12 protein-coding genes are annotated in these 17,428 nt (G+C 56.4%); 3 read left to right on the top strand and 9 right to left on the bottom strand.

Going from position 1 to position 17,428, the window contains the following annotated elements; all coding sequences use genetic code 11:
* Window positions 1–15 precede the first annotated feature (15 nt).
* From bcsC to bcsR, 6 genes are read right to left on the bottom strand one after another with little or no spacing between them, the layout of a single operon-like run.
* Window positions 16–3,498, bottom strand: a complete 3,483-nt coding sequence (gene bcsC, locus HCH49_RS17640; protein WP_221703116.1) for a cellulose synthase complex outer membrane protein BcsC — start codon at window positions 3,496–3,498, stop codon at window positions 16–18.
* Window positions 3,480–4,586: a cellulose synthase complex periplasmic endoglucanase BcsZ gene (bcsZ, locus tag HCH49_RS17635; RefSeq protein WP_033146873.1), complete on the bottom strand. Its 1,107-nt coding sequence runs from the start codon at window positions 4,584–4,586 to the stop codon at window positions 3,480–3,482. The genes bcsC and bcsZ overlap by 19 nt, the downstream gene beginning before the upstream one ends.
* A gap of 6 nt (window positions 4,587–4,592) precedes the next feature.
* Complete coding sequence (bcsB, locus tag HCH49_RS17630) at window positions 4,593–7,013, bottom strand: cellulose biosynthesis cyclic di-GMP-binding regulatory protein BcsB (protein WP_045143092.1); 2,421 nt, start codon at window positions 7,011–7,013, stop codon at window positions 4,593–4,595.
* 10 nt (window positions 7,014–7,023) lie between these two features.
* A complete protein-coding gene (gene bcsA, locus HCH49_RS17625; protein WP_221703115.1) occupies window positions 7,024–9,639 on the bottom strand; it encodes a UDP-forming cellulose synthase catalytic subunit in 2,616 nt (871 codons plus the stop codon).
* Complete coding sequence (gene bcsQ, locus HCH49_RS17620) at window positions 9,636–10,388, bottom strand: cellulose biosynthesis protein BcsQ (protein ID WP_029740463.1); 753 nt, start codon at window positions 10,386–10,388, stop codon at window positions 9,636–9,638. Before bcsQ ends, bcsA begins: the two co-directional genes overlap by 4 nt.
* An 11-nt stretch (window positions 10,389–10,399) precedes the next feature.
* Window positions 10,400–10,588, bottom strand: a complete 189-nt coding sequence (gene bcsR, locus HCH49_RS17615; protein WP_008503237.1) for a cellulose biosynthesis protein BcsR — start codon at window positions 10,586–10,588, stop codon at window positions 10,400–10,402.
* 175 nt (window positions 10,589–10,763) lie between these two features.
* Between bcsR and bcsE the strand changes: the two genes are divergently transcribed.
* Genes bcsE through bcsG form a run of 3 tightly spaced genes read left to right on the top strand, consistent with a single transcriptional unit; the run spans window position 10,764 to window position 14,189 of the window.
* The gene (bcsE, locus tag HCH49_RS17610) at window positions 10,764–12,326 is read left to right on the top strand and encodes a cellulose biosynthesis c-di-GMP-binding protein BcsE (RefSeq protein WP_221703114.1); all 1,563 of its coding nucleotides are present in this window, start codon (window positions 10,764–10,766) and stop codon (window positions 12,324–12,326) included.
* Window positions 12,320–12,517 carry a cellulose biosynthesis protein BcsF gene (bcsF, locus tag HCH49_RS17605; RefSeq protein ID WP_024908822.1) on the top strand — a complete coding sequence of 66 codons (198 nt, stop codon included), beginning with the start codon at window positions 12,320–12,322 and terminating at the stop codon, window positions 12,515–12,517. Before bcsE ends, bcsF begins: the two co-directional genes overlap by 7 nt.
* Window positions 12,510–14,189 carry a cellulose biosynthesis protein BcsG gene (gene bcsG, locus HCH49_RS17600; protein ID WP_221703113.1) on the top strand — a complete coding sequence of 560 codons (1,680 nt, stop codon included), beginning with the start codon at window positions 12,510–12,512 and terminating at the stop codon, window positions 14,187–14,189. The genes bcsF and bcsG overlap by 8 nt, the downstream gene beginning before the upstream one ends.
* A gap of 48 nt (window positions 14,190–14,237) precedes the next feature.
* Here the strand turns inward: bcsG and HCH49_RS17595 are convergent, their stop codons facing one another.
* From HCH49_RS17595 to murB, 3 genes are read right to left on the bottom strand one after another with little or no spacing between them, the layout of a single operon-like run.
* A complete protein-coding gene (locus HCH49_RS17595) occupies window positions 14,238–15,230 on the bottom strand; it encodes a glycosyl hydrolase family 8 (RefSeq protein ID WP_064673665.1) in 993 nt (330 codons plus the stop codon).
* A gap of 16 nt (window positions 15,231–15,246) precedes the next feature.
* Window positions 15,247–16,209, bottom strand: coding sequence for a bifunctional biotin--[acetyl-CoA-carboxylase] ligase/biotin operon repressor BirA (gene birA / locus HCH49_RS17590; protein ID WP_033146880.1), 963 nt, complete (start codon window positions 16,207–16,209; stop codon window positions 15,247–15,249).
* Window positions 16,206–17,234 carry a UDP-N-acetylmuramate dehydrogenase gene (gene murB / locus HCH49_RS17585; RefSeq protein ID WP_221703112.1) on the bottom strand — a complete coding sequence of 343 codons (1,029 nt, stop codon included), beginning with the start codon at window positions 17,232–17,234 and terminating at the stop codon, window positions 16,206–16,208. Before murB ends, birA begins: the two co-directional genes overlap by 4 nt.
* Between the last annotated feature and the right edge of the window lie 194 nt (window positions 17,235–17,428).

Raw genomic sequence — 17,428 nt, 5'->3', positions numbered from 1 at the left:
TTAAGGATAATCCGATTACCAGTCCGCGTAAGGGATGAGCGGCTGCGGCGGTAAGTCCATATCGCCCTGCCAGCCTGCAGCAGAGTAACGCACATAGATCAGCGCATGGCTTGGGGTATAGTCTTTCGCTTCCTGAATATCCACGCCCATGCCCACAAACCAGTTGGACGTTACGCGGCGTTCGATAATGGCCCGCGCGGTATAACCCGTGCCAGAGGAACTGCTGCCGGTTTCCATCACGCCCCGGTCGGTATAGCGGTCTGGCTCATCGGTCGGGATCAGATTCTGGATCGGGTAGCGCAGTTCGTCTTTGGTTTTCGAGTGAGACCAGGACACCGAGCCGCCCAGCTCCCAGGACCAGTTCTCCGTGCGTTTACGCCAGGTCACCGGCAGTGCGAAGGAGACATACTCCTGCGGGCTGTAGTAGCCGCCCTGACCCAGGGTATAACCGCTCAGGTCTTTGTCGTAGTGCCAGAGCATATTGGAGACGCCGACCGTCAGGCGCTCGTTGTTTTTATTAATGAGCTTGTAGTAGTAACCCGTCATCCAGCGGACGCGCCAGTTATCTTCCACATTTTTACCCGTCAGCGTTTCCGCGTTCAGGCTTGACCAGACGCCGTTCGCTTCCCCTTTGTCATAGCTCATGCTTACGCCGCCACCGGTGGCACGTACGCCGCCCCAGGTGGTGCCGGTGTTGGTATCTTTTTGCCCGGCGAACGCCAGCAAAGAGCTGGAGATGGGGCGGCGATGGGCGTTAACGGTATAGCCGATGGGGCCCAGATCGCTGCTGTAGCTGATGCCGCCCACCACGTCGACGACGTCAAAGCCCATTGGCGTGGTGCCAATATCCATCGCCCAGGTTTTATTCTGCCAGCCGACGGCGACGCTTGCGCCATTGTCGGACTGATGGGTGTTGCCGCTACACGGCGTTTCGTAGCAGGTCCCCCATTTTGGATCGTAGGTCCCGTTATTGTTATCAAATGAACCGGCGTCCATATTGACCAGATCGCTTCTGAAGAACATGCGCCCGTCAGAGAGCGGGGCATCCACCTGCAGCATGGTGGTGTGCGCTTTCAGGTCAGAATAGCCACCCGTGCCGCTGGAGCCCCAGTAGTCGTGCTGCAGCGTGACGTTAACATCCTGCTGACGGTACAAGTCACCAGCATCGCTGCGCACGCCGCGCTTCAGCCAGTCGTCTTTTTCATCGTTACGCGTCAGACGGGTGAAACTGTCGTTGTCGGCCGGACGGGTCGTCGTGATACCCGTCGACACCATCGCGTCTTTATAGGTTTCCAGCGCCTGCTGAGGCTGACCGTTTTGCGCCTGGAAACGCGCGGCATCACGTAACACCAGCGCGTTTTCCATGGAGCCGGGCTGCGATTTAGCCTGCGGAATGATTTTGTTGAAGGTCTGTTCTGCGGCAGCGGAATCGCCCAGACCTGCCTGCGCCATCGCGATCCGGCGCTGCATGTTGAGCGACAGCGGCTGGCCGTTTTGCGCGGCGGGCAGTTTCGCCAGCTCTGCGCGCGCGGCATCTTTGTCGCCCTGCGCGCTGTAAATCTCGGTCAGGCCGAGGATCGCGTCTTCGTTCTGCGGTTCACGCTGCAGAACGGCGTTATACGTCGTTTTCGCCGACGCCAGATCGCCACGCTGCTGCGCCCAGTCAGCCAGCGTCAGGTCGATGCGGGTGGAGGTCGGCTGCTGACGCAGAAGGTTTTCCGCCTCCTGCTCTTTGCCGCTGTCGCGCAGACGGTTGGCGGTTTCCAGCACCTGATTGCTTTGCAGGCGGTCGGCAAGCTCCTGAATATTGCCGTTCCACTGGCTGCGCGGCAGCGTGTCCAGATGCGCCAGCGCGGCGCGGTCCTGATCGTTACCGGAAAGATAGAGCCCGTTGGCGTACACCTGATCCGGATCGGTCGGTTTCTGGCTGGCAAGCTGACGCATAAGGGTATCCGCCTGGCTGCGCTGACCCGCGCTGTAGAGATCGCGCGAGAGACGATAGGTTATCCAAACGTCGCCGGGAGAGAGCGCCAGACGACGGCGCTGAATCTCTGCCGCCTGGGCGTATTTTCCCTGATTTTCCAGCTGTTCTGCCTGAGCGGAGAGCTGCTCGTTGGTCAGACTGCGTTCAATATCATCAATGCTCCGGCGCTGGCTGGCGGAGAGAGACTGGATAAACTGCGAGGCCTTCTCCGGGGACTGCGCGCGGTAAATATTAGCCAGGCCGCGGACCGCATTGCTGTTGCCGCTGTCCATACGCAGCGCCTGGCGATAGTAACGTTCCGCCGCGTCATTATCTTTACGCGCCGCGGCGGCATCGCCCAACCCCAGCACGGCATAACTGTCGGTATTGTCGATACCGCGCGCCTGCTGATAGTAACGCTCCGCCTGCGCAGGGTTATTCGCCTTCAGGGCCGCATCGCCCTGCTGGATCAGCAGCCAGTAGCGGTTGACCTTCAGCAGACTGTCCCATTTACGCCGGTTATCGCTCTGGGGATCGAGGGCAATCGCCTTTTCAAACTGCGCCACCGCGCGGGCGCGGTCGCCTTTCTGGGAATAGGCCTGGCCAAGGGCACCCACCGCTTCACTGTCGGCATGGTTGGCGCTGACGGCTTTTTGCAGTTCCGTGACCGCCTTACTTCCCTGCCCGGCATCCACCGCCGCCAGCCCTTCCGCTTTCGCGCGGAACGCCGGGTCAGCGAGCTGTTTTTGCTGTTCTTCGAGCTGGGCACGCGCCGCCGCGACGCTATCGCCGTCACTGAATACGCTCAGGTATTTTTGCAGCGCGCTGACGCTGGCGCTGCTGGCAGGCTGGCCTTTGATTTGGTCATACCACATATCAGACGCCTGGCTGCGCCCGTTGGTCGATTTAGCCATATCCTGCAATACCGCAAAGCCTTCGTCACGGCGTCCGCTCTGGAACAAAAGCTGGGACAGCGTCGCCTGCAGCTGTGTATTTCCGGGGCTGCTGGTGTTGATTTTCTTGAGCTGGTTAATGGCCGCATTCCGGCGAGCGGGGTCTTTCGCCACGACGTTCCAGTATTCCGTCGCCACGTCGCCGCCCGGCGGGTTGCCGTCAAACAGCTTGTCATAGGCTGCAATCGCCTCCTGCGTGTGTCCCGTGGTGGCGAGCAAACGCGCCTGCTGGAGCTGCTGGCGGCCATCCGGCGTGGACAGCAGCATCGTGTTGCGTGATGACTGGTATGCACTTGAGCCCGGCGCGATCCCTTTCAGACGATCCAGCTCTTTTTGCGCACCGGCGTTATCGCCCTGGCGCAGCAGGTAGCGAAAGCGTGCGGCAATGACGTCAGGGTTGTTCGGGTCAATCAGCTCAAGACGGTAAAGCGACTGACGAACCAAATCCTCACGCTGTGTCGATTCGCCCAGCCGAACCTGTTCCAGCAGCTGTTTCTGCTGCGGAGAGTTGGCGGCTTCAGCCATCGGCATCAGTGCCAGGCCAAGCGATAAAGTGAGTAGATTTACTGTGAACTTGCGCATTCCTGGCCCCAATCCGGTATTAATTCACCTTTTGCGGTGAAGCGAAAACGATGCTGATCCCATCCTTGCCCAAAGAGAGTCAGCACGTAGCTGTAATAGGCATTGTTATCGGGAAAATGGTCCGCAACGCGCTGGCGCTGAACCGCCTGGGCATCACGTTGTTGTAAAAACGGCAGCATGGCGGCAGAGAACCCGACCGGGCCATTCCCGGTGCGTTTACCCGTCGCCACATCCACTTTCTCCGGCGGCACACCCCGTTTCATTGTCTTTGCCGCCATCGGCTGGAAGCGCGTCAGCAGCCGGGCTTTCTGAGGATCTTTATCACTCATCATTCCCACCCAGAGATAAACGCGGATGGCGTCGTAGCCGCCCACCAGCGATTTATCCTGCTGTAACCGCCAGCCTTTGTTTTTCTGATACTGAACCCAGTCCGGCGAAAACCCTTTCGGCGCGCTCTCCAGCAGCAGACGCTGATTGGTTTCACGAAGCTGGGTCCACGGCGGACCAAAGCGCGTGAAATAACTCGCTAACTGCGGAGGAAGATAGCTGGGGTTAAAACGCCAGACGTTTTCATCGGCAAAACCGACTTTACCGGGAAGCAGCATTGCGCCGAGCCCCGGCACTTTCACCACTTCCTCACTGACAATGCGTTTCAGCAGCGCCTTACCCGTGCGGGTATAGTCCGGATGTTTCCACAACCGGCCCGCTTCGAGCAGAGACCAGGCGATCCAGACATCGGCGTCAGAGGCGGAGTTGGTATCAATCACCGCCCACGTCTCTTTATCTTTCTGGCCCCATAGCCAGGCGGGCAGATGGTCGTTGAGATTGCCGCTGGCAAGATTATCGCGCGTCCAGGTCAGCAGCTGGTCAAACGCGCTGCGATCGTTCGCCGCAAGGGCAAAGAACAAGGCGTAGCTTTGCCCTTCAGAGGTCGTAATTTTGCGCGTGTCGCTGGGATCAACGACACGCCCGCCCTCACTGATGTAATCCTTTTTAAACTGCTCCCAGGCAGGCCAGGTACAGGCGGCGCGAAGAGGAAGCGCCGCCAGCATCAACGCTGCTAATGCACACCAGCGAAAGGCTTTCATCACATCTTACTCATCCGGGTTCAGGCGACGACGGCTGATGATACGCAGCAGACGCCACAGCACCCATGCCAGCAAGACCACGCTGACCGCCGCCAGGATGGCGAGCAGAACCGGATGGTTAGCCAGCGCATACCACAGGCGTTCGAACCACGGCAGATGGCCCACGTAGTACACGTCGCCCACGCGCAGGCTATTGACGCCGGACTCACGGATCACCGACACGGATCCAAACATCGCGGCACGTTTACCGCTGTCGTTCATGGCCGTATTGAGCAGTTCATACCCGCGCGGGCTGTCCGCCAGGAGAGCCACCACGCTACGCTGTTCGTTGTAAGGTGACTGGAAGCCCACCACCGCGGCCATTGCCCCCTGAGACGTTACCGTCGTCTGCGCGCTGGCCTGACGGTCGTTCATATCCGGCATAATGCTCGGGAACTCGGTCTGACGCAGCGGCGTGTTAACCCAGGACTGGGCCGCTTTCACCAGCAGATCGATACGTTTGTCATCCTTCAGCTTATCCGGAATGGTACCGATCACCATGATGTCAGCATCTTTGTTCTGGATCTGGCTGCCATCGTCCGTCAACGTGACGTTAATCGCCGGTAATCCCGTCTGTCCCCCAACGGTCGCCATGGTATCCAGCAGGGTCGTGACCTGCCCTTCGCTTGGCGCTTTTGGCATCACAACGATGGACTCAGAGAGATCGGCCATGCGGCTGAACGGGAAGCCTGCGTTAGCAAAGGCGCGCAGATCCGGCATCGCCAGGAAGTGATAGTACTTCGAGAAGTCGATGGTCGACTCATCGCCAATCACGACGTGGTTCTGTACGGGCTGGAAGGTGATGCAGTTTTCCGCCGAACCGCCAGGCGTCGGGTTCATGTACTGGAAGTCAAAGCGCAGCTGGTTTATCGCGCCCAGCTTCAGTGCCGGAATGGAGACATCCGTTTTACCGTCCAGCAGCCCCTGCAACACCGGCAGGCGAAGCATCAGGCGGTTAGTATCCTGCGTGCTTTGCAGGCTGAACGACTGCAGGAACTGGTTGTTCAGGCTGATATCCATGCGCGAGCTGTCTTTGGTCGCTGGCGCGGTATAACGGTAGTTCAGATTGATATCAATGCCGTTGGTACGCAGCAGATACAGATCCGGCGGCAGATTCAGTGACAGGCTAATCGGCGCTGGCTCAAGCCCCGTCGCCTGCAGCTGTTCTTCATAGGTTTTCAGTTCGCCAAATGTCACCGCACGGTCGGTACGCACCCAGTTTGGCGCATCATAAGGTTTACGCGCCAGCAGCGGTTTGACCTCATCCACTACAACGCTGTTGCCACGGAAAAGGACGTTGCCCTGGGCAATCGCTTTTGCTGCCTGCACCAGATCTTTATCATCACGGCCAAACACCACCAGCAGCTTCACGTACGGGTTTTCCGGGTGGCTTATCATCTCAACGGTCGGCGCTTTGACGTCCGGATGATCGCGCAGGAAGGCCGGGCGTTTCGCGTTGGTCGCAAACACAATGGCATTTCTGTCCGGCAGTTTGTCATACATCGCCGGGAAGCTCTGTCCACGCCAGCCAGCACGTGAACCAAACCAGGACGCCACAATGGTGGCCGCCAGCTGCTCGGTCACGTCCGGGGATGATGCAAACACCATCGGCAGCGTGAGCGGACGGTTATCACGCGGATCGAAGAACGGAACCGGGAATGCCGAGAGATCGTTTTTCAGCGCCAGCGACTGGTAGGTCATCTGCAGCGAGGAGTTACGCCCGACGTCCATCCACAGCGTGTTGCTGGCAGGGTTTTCGCAGACATCGCGGTAGTGGCCGACAAATTCCAGACGGATACGGTTAAAGTCGGTGATGAACAGCGGGTTGATCGGCACCTGCGCCTGGGTTTTCTTGCCCAGCTGCTCTTTGGTGACCGGCAGTACGTCCATCAGCTCATCATTCAGGTAGACCTTCAGCTGGGACTGCGTCGGCAGCAGAGACGGCGACGGCGTGTATTCCAGGTTCAGCACCGCATTAGAAACGACCTCATCGCTACGCATGCCAAACTCAATGCCGCCGTTAGGGTTGATGCCGCGCAGCACCATACTGCCCGGAGGCGGTGCAATTTGCGCGAAGGTCAGCTTCACGTCCCGCGACGGCGCATTGTCCGCAACGACGGGCGCATTCGCCCCCCGGACGCCAGGCATCACCTGCCCGATGACCTGGCCGTCTGCCGGCAGGGTGTTCCCCTCCGTTGGCTGGTTCGGCATGATATTTTCTGTTTGACCAGGTGCCGCGGTGACAACCGGATCGGTTGCTTGCGCGACGACAGGTACCGTTGGCGCAGGCGTTGCCGCTGCGTTACCAGGAGCTGCGTTAGCCATTGTTGCGGGGAGAACATTCATCCCCATTGCCACTGCACATAACCAGGAAAGTTTTGTTTTCATCGCGTTATCATCATTGTTGAGCCATAACCGGGTCCGCCTGCTTCGCCTCATCCCGCTCAGGACGACGAGGAATGAACGACACGACCCAGGAAACCAGCGAAGTAAGTGACCGGAAAATTAATTTCACCGACGACGGGGCGAATTCTGCAAGGTGACGATAGCCACGGAACCCCAGCTTCAGAATATCCAGCAGGCTTTCCAGAGGTTTATCTTCCGGGAAGCTGTCCTGCCAGAGAGCCCACGTATCCGCGCGGGCAAACGTACATTGCACAAAATCGATATGTTGCTTTTTGGTCAACGGCATCAGCTGCAAACCGACTTCATTGCCCGCCACGCGCACAACCTGCGTCGGGAAGACATACTCCTGCTGGCCGCGCTTAAGCAGCAGGTTAACTTTCTGGCCTTCCAGCACCTTCGCCTGGCCGTTGATTTTGATCCCCAGACCACCGTCAGAGAAGTCGTGCACGGTACAGGAGAAGAGGTGGCCATCTTCACGGGCGATCGCCGCAGGCATGCAGATTTCAACGCGATGCGCGCGACGAACCTGTTTACTCTCCACCGACACCGCTACCGCGCCGCCGAGGATAATCAGGTTGTAGAAGACCCAGGCCATACTCACAAAGACGGTCAGGATTTCGTTTTCCGGGCCGTAGAAGTAACGCCAGATACCGGCGATGACGCCAACGATATTCAGCAATACCAGGAAGATATACGGACGGGAGATCACCCAGTCGACGTACTCTTCTTCCACCAGGCCGCCCTTGGCGGTGACGTTAAATTTCCCTTTGTGCGGGTTAATCAGCGCCACCATCGTCGGCGGTGCGATATACCAGGCCAGCACCGTTTCGTAGATTTCACTCCAGAAGGAATGGCGGTATTTACCCTGTATCTTCGAGTTCGTCAGGCTCGCGTGGATCATGTGCGGCAGAACAAACAGCGCAATCATCAGCGCCGGGGCGTAAATGATATAAGCGTGAAGGAGCAGGAACGCCAGCGGCGCGGTCAGGAAGATCAGCCGCGGGATACCGGATAAGAAGTGGAACATGGCGTTGACGTAGCAGAGACGTTGCGCCAGCTTGAGCCCTTTACCAATCAGTGGGTTATCGAGACGGAAAATCTGCACCATGCCGCGCGCCCAGCGAATACGCTGACCAATGTGCGCCGACAGTGACTCCGTTGCCAGACCGGCAGCCTGCGGAATACGCATATACGCAGAGGTATAGCCACGACGGTGCAGGCGCAGAGAGGTGTGCGCATCTTCAGTAACTGTTTCGACGGCGATACCGCCAATTTCATCCAGCGGCTTACGGCGGATAACCGCACAGGAGCCGCAGAAGAAGGTGGCATCCCACATGTCGTTTCCGTCCTGCACCAGGCCATAAAACAGGGTGCCTTCGTTCGGGGTTTTGCGGAAGCGGCCAAGGTTACGTTCAAACGGATCCGGCGAGAAGAAGTGGTGCGGCGTCTGCATCATCGCCAGCTCTTTCTCCTTCAGGAACCAGCCCATGGTCATCTGCAGGAACGAGCGCGTCGGCACGTGGTCACAGTCAAAGATCGAGACAAACTCCCCTGTGGCATACTTCAACGCGTTGTTGATGTTCCCGGCTTTCGCATGTTCGTGAGTCGGTCGGGCGATGTACTCGACGCCAACCTCCTCTGCGAACTGGCGGAACGCCGGACGGTTGCCGTCATCCAGGATCCAGACCTTGAGCTTGTCTTTCGGCCAGTCGATGCCCAGCGCGGCATAAATGGTGTTTTTCACCACGCTCAGATCTTCGTTGTAGGTCGGTACAAAGAGATCAACAGACGGCCACTGCGCGGTGTCTTTAGGCAGCGGAACCGGCTGGCGGTTGAGCGGCCAAATGACCTGGAAATAGCCCAGCACCAGCACGATCCAGGCGTAGGTTTCGGCAAACAGCAGCACCAGGCCGCACACCAGGCTGACCGGGTCGTCCCAGTTCAGGGTTGAGGTATAACGCCACCAGATGTAGCGACAGGAGACGGTCAACGACAACACAATCAGCATCAGCGCCGAGAAGCGGCCCGGAATACGGCGGACCAGCAGCGCCACGCTCCACAGCAGGATCAGGAAGGTGAACTGCGCCAGAGGGTTGAAAGGCTGCGTAATACAGACCAGCGCCAGAATGAGCGAGAACACGACGATCACGCCGAGGATAAAACGCCGCAGGCCCGGGTGAAGATGCCCGAGCTCTTTATGGTTATCCAGATGGCTGGTCTTATCGCTTACGCTGTTGGGCAGTTTATCCAGCCACTGGTGGTAGCGCTCACGTAACTGCTGGACGCGGGAGAAGCTGCGCCAGTGCGGCGTTATTTTCTCTGAGCGGGATGACGTGACCACCAGCCAGATGGCCTGAATGAGATATCGCGCCGGATCCAAAGGACGCGGCCGGTTGGGATTAATGTGCGGATATAGCTCACTGTGCCGGGCACGTATGCGCTGCCAGCGCGGGTGTTCGAGTGGAATAAACATCCAGGCCAGAATCATCCAGAAACAGCCGAGCGCGGCGCTAAATGCCGAAGCACCGTGCCGGCGGAAATGCCGGTAATGTTCGCTCAAACGCGAACTGACCGGTGGGATGAGTAACCAGCTGGCGAGACGACTCATACAGAACTCCCTGCATGCTCCGCCCTGTTGGCGAAGTTCAGCAGACACCAGTTAGCCAGCGTCAGGATCTCTTCTGCCGCCAGTGAATCGCTGCGGTATTCGCCGAGCGGTTGCTTAGACGCTAGGCATTCCGCCATCCCCTCATCACGATGGATGACAATGGGAAGCAGACGGCGCTGGCTTTGCAGCCAGACCTGATACAGATCGTCCTGGATCTGGCTGCCAATGCGCAAATCGTTAATCAGAAGGTGAGCGTTCTGAGGCAGCCCCTGCTGATGCAGGCGGATATGGCAGTTTGCATCGACGTTGACGATGGAAAGTATATGATCGCACTGGGCGATTAGCTGTCGGGTCAGCGTGCCGGCGCCGTGCGGCAGATCCAGCAGGATCCACTTGTAGTGCCCCTTTTCTTTCAGGGTTTGCAGCGCCAGCGTGAACTGCGAAAACAGGCGCTGATACGCGGCTTCATTCTCGCGTTCCGTGGTGCTCAGTTGTCCAAACGGCAGCAGATCAAGCTGGGAGGTATAGCGCATCCCTGCATCCTGCCAGTCTTTATCATCAAGCAGTGCCCGGGCCCAGCCTTCTTCACGAGAAAAGTCGACGTTAAACGACATACGCAACAAATTATCGGCGCAGGCGTCAATAACCAGCACCGATTCACCTAAAAGCTGTAATGACCACGCCAGCGCCGCGGTAACTGATGTGGTACCCACACCGCCACGGACACCCTGTAATCCGAGTATGGCCATCAATGGCTCCCTTATTGTTGATGGGCGAATTCAGCTAATAACGGCCAGCGTTTAATAGCCGCGGCCAACTGTTCCCGCTGGGAAATATCGGTGTAATCTATTTCAGGTAAAGAAAAGGCCTGCGTCAGCGCCAGAAAATCGTTTTGGAATGTGTAACCCAGAGTCGAGTCGACTGGGGTTCCAGGTTCGTTATTATCCATTCTTTTTCCATCCCTTTAAGGAAAATCGCACGCTAAAGAAGTTGCGGGGCTTCCTGCCCTGACAAATTTCATTTACATGCTAAATCTGATGTTCTTTAATTTCAATGTTAGGTTTATTTCTACGCTTTCGCTAGTAAACTGAGATACAGATAAATTAGACGAAAAGAGGGACACCGTGGACTCCATATTTTCTATTGGCATCCAGTCATTATGGGACGAATTGAGCCACATGCCAGTCGGAGGAGTCTGGTGGATTAATACGGACCGTAATGAAGATGCTATCAGTCTGGTAAACCAGACAATTGCTGCTCAGGATAAGGATTCCCGCGTGGCCGTCATTAGCATGGGCGAAGATCCGAAGAAAATTATTACGCTTGAAAGTGGTCGCGGCCCCCAGACGGTGCGATTATTTTCCATGACATCGGAAGCCGATAGTCTATACTTTTTGTCCCGCGACGTTCAGTGCTCTATTGATCCGGATCACTATTTAGTGATTCTGAAATGCGCAAATAACGTCCTGCAAAATATGCCCGCTGAAAAACTGCTGCCCTGGCTGGAAAAAATCAATAAATGGGCAAAATTTCAAAATTGCACGCTATTGATAGTCAATCCCGGCAGTAATAATGACAAGCTGTTCTCACTTTTAATGGGCGAATATCGCTCCCTGTTCGGTCTGGCAAGCGTTCGTGACCAGGCAGGCAGCTATCTCTACGATATTGCATTCTGGTGTAATGAAAAAGGCGTGAGCGCCAGGCAACAGCTTACGCTGAAACATATTGAGGGCGAGTGGCACCTGGCGCAGCAGGAAGAAACCGTGGTGCAGCCGCGCAGTGATGAAAAACGCATCCTGAGCCATATCGCGGTTTTAGAGGGGGCACCCGCCCTGTCGGAAAACTGGACATTGTTTGATTCTAACGAAGCCCTTTTCCATGAAGCCCGCACAACCCAGGCGGCAAACCTTATTTTCTCGCTGATGCAGAATAACCAGATTGAGACGCTGGCACGACAAATCCACACCTTACGCCGCCAGCGCGGAAGTGCGTTGAAAATCATCGTGCGCGAAAATAATACCAGCCTGCGCGCCACCGATGAGCGCCTGCTTCTGGGCTGCGGCGCCAATATGGTTATTCCATGGAATGCGCCGTTGTCACGCTGCCTGACGCTTATCGAAAGCGTTCAGGGCCAGCAGTTTAGCCGCCACGTACCGGAAGATATTTCCACGCTGCTCTCCATGACGCAGCCGATGAAGCTGCGTGGGTACCAAAAATGGGATACCTTCTGCGACGCCGTGGGCAACATGATGAACAACACGCTTCTTCCTGCTGACGGAAAAGGGGTCATGGTTGCTCTGCGTCCTGTACCGGGTATTCGCGTTGAACAGGCTCTCACCTTATGTCGCCCGAACCGTACAGGGGACATCATGACCATTGGCGACAATCGCCTGGTGCTGTTTTTGTCCTTCTGCCGGGTAAACGATCTCGATACGGCGCTTAACCACATCTTCCCTCTGCCTACAGGGGATATTTTCTCGAACCGTATGATTTGGTTCGAAGATAATACGATTAGCGCGGAGCTGGTGCAGATGCGTGCGCTCCAGCCTGAACAATGGGTTAAGCCGCTCGCTATCAAGAGCGATGCCAAACCGATCCTCAATGCCAGACATGATGGACACGTCTGGCGTCGGGTTCCGGAACCCCTTCGCTTATTAACAGACAACGCGGAGAACGCATCATCATGAACATCAGCGATATCATTCAACTGGTTATATTCTGTGCGCTGATCTTTTTCCCGCTTGGCTACTATGCGCGCCATTCCATCCGCCGTATCCGTGATACGGCCAGAGTGCTGTTTATTAAACCTCGCTATGTAAAACCAGCCGGAACACTGACACGGGCATCACACGTCAAGGCAGACCGAAAACATGACTAATTCTACCTATACCGCTTCGTCACCCTCGCCGCTCTGGCAATACTGGCGCGGCCTTTCCGGCTGGAACTTCTACTTTCTGGTGAAGTTTGGCCTGCTGTGGGCAGGCTATCTGAATTTCCATCCCCTTCTAAACCTCGTGTTTATGGCCTTCCTGTTGATGCCGCTGCCGAATATCAGGTTACATCGCTTGCGCCACTGGGTCGCTATACCTGTCGGCTTTGCGCTGTTCTGGCATGATACCTGGCTACCGGGGCCGGACAGCATTATGAGCCAGGGGTCGCAGGTGGCGGGCTTTAGCGCCAGCTATGTCCTCGATCTGACCGAGCGTTTTATTAACTGGCAGATGATTGGCGCGGTATTTGTGCTGCTGGTTGCCTGGCTGTTCCTGTCACAGTGGATCCGCGTCACGGTGTTTGTCGTCGCGATTATGATCTGGCTTAACGTGCTGACGCTGGCTGGGCCGAACTTTTCGCTGTGGCCTGCCGGTCAACCGACCACCACGGTGACCACCACAGGGGGAAGCGCGGCGGCAACCGTCACAACGGCAGGCGATACGCCTGTGGTGGGCGATATCCCAACCCAGACCGCACCGCCGACCTCAACCAATCTGAACGCCTGGCTCTCCAGTTTCTATACCGCGGAAGACAAGCGACAGACTAAATTCCCGGAAGCGCTGCCGGCGGATGCTCAGCCGTTTGAACTGCTGGTGATCAACATCTGCTCTCTCTCCTGGGCCGACGTGGACGCCGCCGGTTTGATGTCTCATCCTCTGTGGTCACACTTCGATATTCAGTTTAAAGATTTCAACTCTGCCACCTCGTACAGCGGCCCGGCGGCGATCCGCCTGCTGCGTGCAAGCTGTGGTCAGACATCGCATAAAAACCTGTATCAACCCGCCGGCAACCAGTGTTATCTGTTCGATAACCTCGCAAAGCTGGGCTTTACGCAGCACCTGATGCTGGGGCATAACGGCCAGTTCGGTAACTTCCTGAAAGAGGTGCGCGAACAGGGCGGCATGCAGGCACCGCTGATGGATCAAACCGGTCTTCCTGTCTCTCTGCTGGGCTTCGACGGCTCGCCCGTTTATGACGATACTGCCGTCCTGCAGCGCTGGCTGCAGACCATCGAAAAAGACAGCAATCCACGCAGCGCGACGTTCTTTAATACCCTGCCGCTCCACGACGGTAACCATTTCCCGGGCGTGAGCAAAACGGCTGATTATAAAGTGCGTGCGCAGAAGTTCTTTGACGAGCTGGACGCGTTCTTCACGGAGCTGGAAAAATCGGGCCGTAAAGTGATGGTGGTTGTGGTACCTGAGCACGGTGGTGCGCTGAAAGGTGACAGAATGCAGGTGTCGGGTCTGCGTGATATCCCAAGCCCGTCCATCACCAACGTGCCTGCCGGCATTAAATTCTTTGGTATGAAGGCACCGCATCAGGGCGCACCGATTGAGATTACACAGCCAACCAGCTATCTGGCGATCTCAGAGCTGGTTGCCCGCGCCGTTGACGGGAAGCTGTTTGTGGAGGATAGCGTGAACTGGGATCAGCTCACCAGCAACCTGCCGCAAACCGCAGAGGTCTCAGAAAACGCTAACGCGGTCGTCATTCAGTATCAGAACAAACCGTACGTTCGCCTGAACGGCGGGGATTGGGTACCGTATCCGCAGTAACAAGGTATGACTTCCCTCTCCCCATCGGGGAGAGGGATAATGTCGACATTATTGCTGGGCGATCCACACCAGCATTTTCAGACTTGCCGAATAGTAGTCGTCTTTAGAGGTGATTTCGGGTTCACCGGAAGACTGCCCCATCGTGAAATCACGTACAGCCAGCAGGCCGCCTTCCATCATGTAGGGCGCATATTCGTTGGTCGCGACGTTAACCCAGGCGGGCGTTTGTTCCCGGGGGAACTGACCGAACCAGGCCTTCCACGGCGTCAGCAGTGGGCTTTGCTTATCAGACCAGGCAACGTACAGCGGAACACGAATCGCGTCATAGCTCATTCGCGGCGGCCAGCCTTTGGCAGGAGCCAGCTTGCCACCTGATGCCAGTGAAACCCAATCAGTGGGCAGATTCGCTTTACCCGAGCCCATTTTCCCCAGCAGGCGTTTCCCGTCCTTAATCAAATCGCGCCAGACCGGCAAATGGCTGCGTCTGGCGAAAGCTTGCCAGGCCGGAAACACGAAATAGGAAGGATTAAGGACGACTTCACCCTCAAGCTTAAACCCCTGGACGCCGGGCAGCATCACGCGGTAACCGGCATAGCGGATCACGCTGTGGTCAATCAGTGCTTTGGTAATTGCATCCGATGCGGCGCTGTAGCGCTTGTCATGCCAGCGGGCGTCGGCTTTCAGCAACGCCCAGGCAATCAGCACGTCGCCATCTGCAGCGTTGTTTTTGTCGGCGACCGGGTTGGACTCTGCGGGGTTATAGCGCCAGTAAAACAGACCATTTTCTTTGTTCTTTAGCCGACTGTCTGTCCATTGCCAGAGCTTATCGAACGTGGCTTTATCGTCGTTGGCCACCGCCATCAGCATGGCAAAACCCTGACCTTCCGTATGCGACACGCCGCCATTACCGGTATCAACAATACGGCCTTCCGGTTTGAAAAAGCGGGCCTTGTAACTCTCCCAGGCCCGATCCGCATGAGAGAGAGGCGAAAACAGCACACTCATCATGACGGCCAGCGTTGCGCAGACGGGTTTTCGCATAATTAACTCGATCCGGTTATTCGGCACTTCGCAGTGAAATCTCACCGCCCATCCAGGGTTTGATCACGCCATCCTGCTCAAGAAGCAGCGCGCCCTGTGCGTCAATACCGCGGGAAGTTCCGTAGATCTCTTTATCACCAATCAGCAATTTCACCGGGCGGTTGATGAAGTTATCCAGCTTTTCCCAACGAGACAGGAACGATGCCAGCCCTTCCTGCTCAAAAAGCGTGAGTGAACTGCGCAACTCTTTAATCATACGCACGGCAAGGGTGTTGCGATCGATGACGATCCCCGCCTCCTGGAGGTTAGTCCAGGCCTGATTCACCACATCATTTTGTACATTGCGCATTACCATGTTGAGGCCTGCGCCGATGACGATTTGCGCTGCATCGCCCGTTTTTCCCGTCAGTTCGACCAGAATACCGGCAAGTTTACGATCGTTGAGGTAGAGGTCATTAGGCCATTTAACGCGTACTTTATCCGCCCCCAGATCGTGCAGCACTTCCGCCATGACGATGCCGATGACCAGACTCAGACCAATGGCAGCGGCCGGGCCCTGCTCGAGTCGCCAGTACATGGACAGATAGAGGTTAGCGCCAAATGGCGAAAACCATTTGCGACCGCGACGGCCGCGACCGGCCTGTTGATATTCAGCAACGCAGGCATCGCCGGATTTCAGCTCAGGCAGACGATCCAGAAGATACTGGTTCGTCGAATCAATCACCGGCAGCACCGCAACATTGCCGTGTCCGATCTGGCTGCGGATCGCTTCTTCATTCAGCAATTGAATCGGTTCCGGCAGGCTGTAGCCTTTTCCGGGAACCGTGAACACATCAACACCCCAGTCGCGAAGCGTCTGGATATGTTTATTGATAGCAGCACGGCTCATGCCAAGCTGCTCACCCAGCTGCTCGCCAGAATGAAACTCACCGTCAGCAAGGATGCTAATCAGGGTTAAGGGAACGGTATTGTCCTTCACGCGATAGCCTCCACGGCATTAACTTCGCCTGTGCAGCCAATGAAGCGAACTTCTGGCTCCAGCCAGACGTTAAATTTTTCGCCCACACGCTGACGAACATAATGAGCCAGCTGTACAACATCATCGCTGGTCGCATCGCGTTGATTAATCAGCACCAGAGCCTGCTGCTGGTGAACGGCAGCACCGCCTACTGAAGTGCCTTTTAGCTGGCATTGATCGATAAGCCATCCTGCGGCAAGCTTCACGCTGCCATCAGCCTGAGGATAACGTGGCGCGGCTGGCCATCCTTCAAGAAAGACTTTTGCATTTTCGCTGCTGATAACCGGGTTTTTGAAGAAGCTTCCTGCGTTTCCGTTTACTTTTGGATCGGGAAGTTTGGTCATCCGCATATGGCAAACGGAATCAAAAACGTCGCGGGCGGTTACGGTAGCCGGATCGAGACGCGTTAAATCCCCGTAGGTCAACACAGGCTGCCAGTCCTTCGACAGACGCAGGCCCACGGCAACAATCACGTAGCGATCCTGATATTCATGTTTGAAGATACTGTCACGATAGCCAAACCGGCACTGTTCCGCCGTTAAACGCTTTGCCGTTCCGGTTGCCAGTTCGATGCAGTCGACATATTCACAGACATGTTTCAGTTCGATGCCGTAGGCACCGATGTTTTGAATAGGTGACGATCCGGCGCAGCCTGGAATAAGCGCAAGGTTTTCCAGGCCCGGCATCCCTTTTTCGAGGGTGAATTGCACCAGATGATGCCAGTTTTCTCCGGCCCCCACGTGCAGGTGCCAGCTGTCGGCACGCTCTTCCACATCAATTCCCATGATGCGGTTAACGATCACCGTTCCCGCAAAATCATCGAGAAACAGGACATTACTTCCTTCGCCCAGAATCAGTACGGGTTCGTTATTTTCAGTTGCGCTTTGCCATGCATCCAGCATTTGCTGTGCAGTATCGGCACGTACAATTTGTTTAGCATTGCGTTGAATGCCAAAGGTATTCCAGGGCTTAAGGGAGTGGTTCATAGACGCTATCCTGATGCAAAAACGCAGGTAGTTTACCGTATAAGCAGGGCGTTGGGGGATTAGTTTGTGCAGCGTATAAACGCAAAAAGGCCATCCTTGCGGATGGCCTCTTCACTTATTTGATGCCTGGCAGTTCCCTACTCTCACATGGGGAGACCCCACACTACCATCGGCGCTACGGCGTTTCACTTCTG

It is taken from the genome of Enterobacter sp. Y17 (assembly GCF_019730495.1).
GTDB lineage: Bacteria > Pseudomonadota > Gammaproteobacteria > Enterobacterales > Enterobacteriaceae > Enterobacter > Enterobacter asburiae_B.
Note: the sequence above shows the minus strand (reverse complement) of the source record. Positions and strands in the feature narration are given on the sequence as shown.

What these genes read in the sequence shown, in the direction of transcription:
- bcsC (WP_221703116.1), bottom strand. Translation starts at nt 3,498, where the DNA reads ATGCGCAAGTTCACAGTAAATCTACTCACTTTATCGCTTGGCCTGGCA.
- bcsZ (WP_033146873.1), bottom strand. Translation starts at nt 4,586, where the DNA reads ATGAAAGCCTTTCGCTGGTGTGCATTAGCAGCGTTGATGCTGGCGGCG.
- bcsB (WP_045143092.1), bottom strand. Translation starts at nt 7,013, where the DNA reads ATGAAAACAAAACTTTCCTGGTTATGTGCAGTGGCAATGGGGATGAAT.
- bcsA (WP_221703115.1), bottom strand. Translation starts at nt 9,639, where the DNA reads ATGAGTCGTCTCGCCAGCTGGTTACTCATCCCACCGGTCAGTTCGCGT.
- bcsQ (WP_029740463.1), bottom strand. Translation starts at nt 10,388, where the DNA reads ATGGCCATACTCGGATTACAGGGTGTCCGTGGCGGTGTGGGTACCACA.
- bcsR (WP_008503237.1), bottom strand. Translation starts at nt 10,588, where the DNA reads ATGGATAATAACGAACCTGGAACCCCAGTCGACTCGACTCTGGGTTAC.
- bcsG (WP_221703113.1), top strand. Translation starts at nt 12,510, where the DNA reads ATGACTAATTCTACCTATACCGCTTCGTCACCCTCGCCGCTCTGGCAA.
- HCH49_RS17595 (WP_064673665.1), bottom strand. Translation starts at nt 15,230, where the DNA reads ATGCGAAAACCCGTCTGCGCAACGCTGGCCGTCATGATGAGTGTGCTG.
- murB (WP_221703112.1), bottom strand. Translation starts at nt 17,234, where the DNA reads ATGAACCACTCCCTTAAGCCCTGGAATACCTTTGGCATTCAACGCAAT.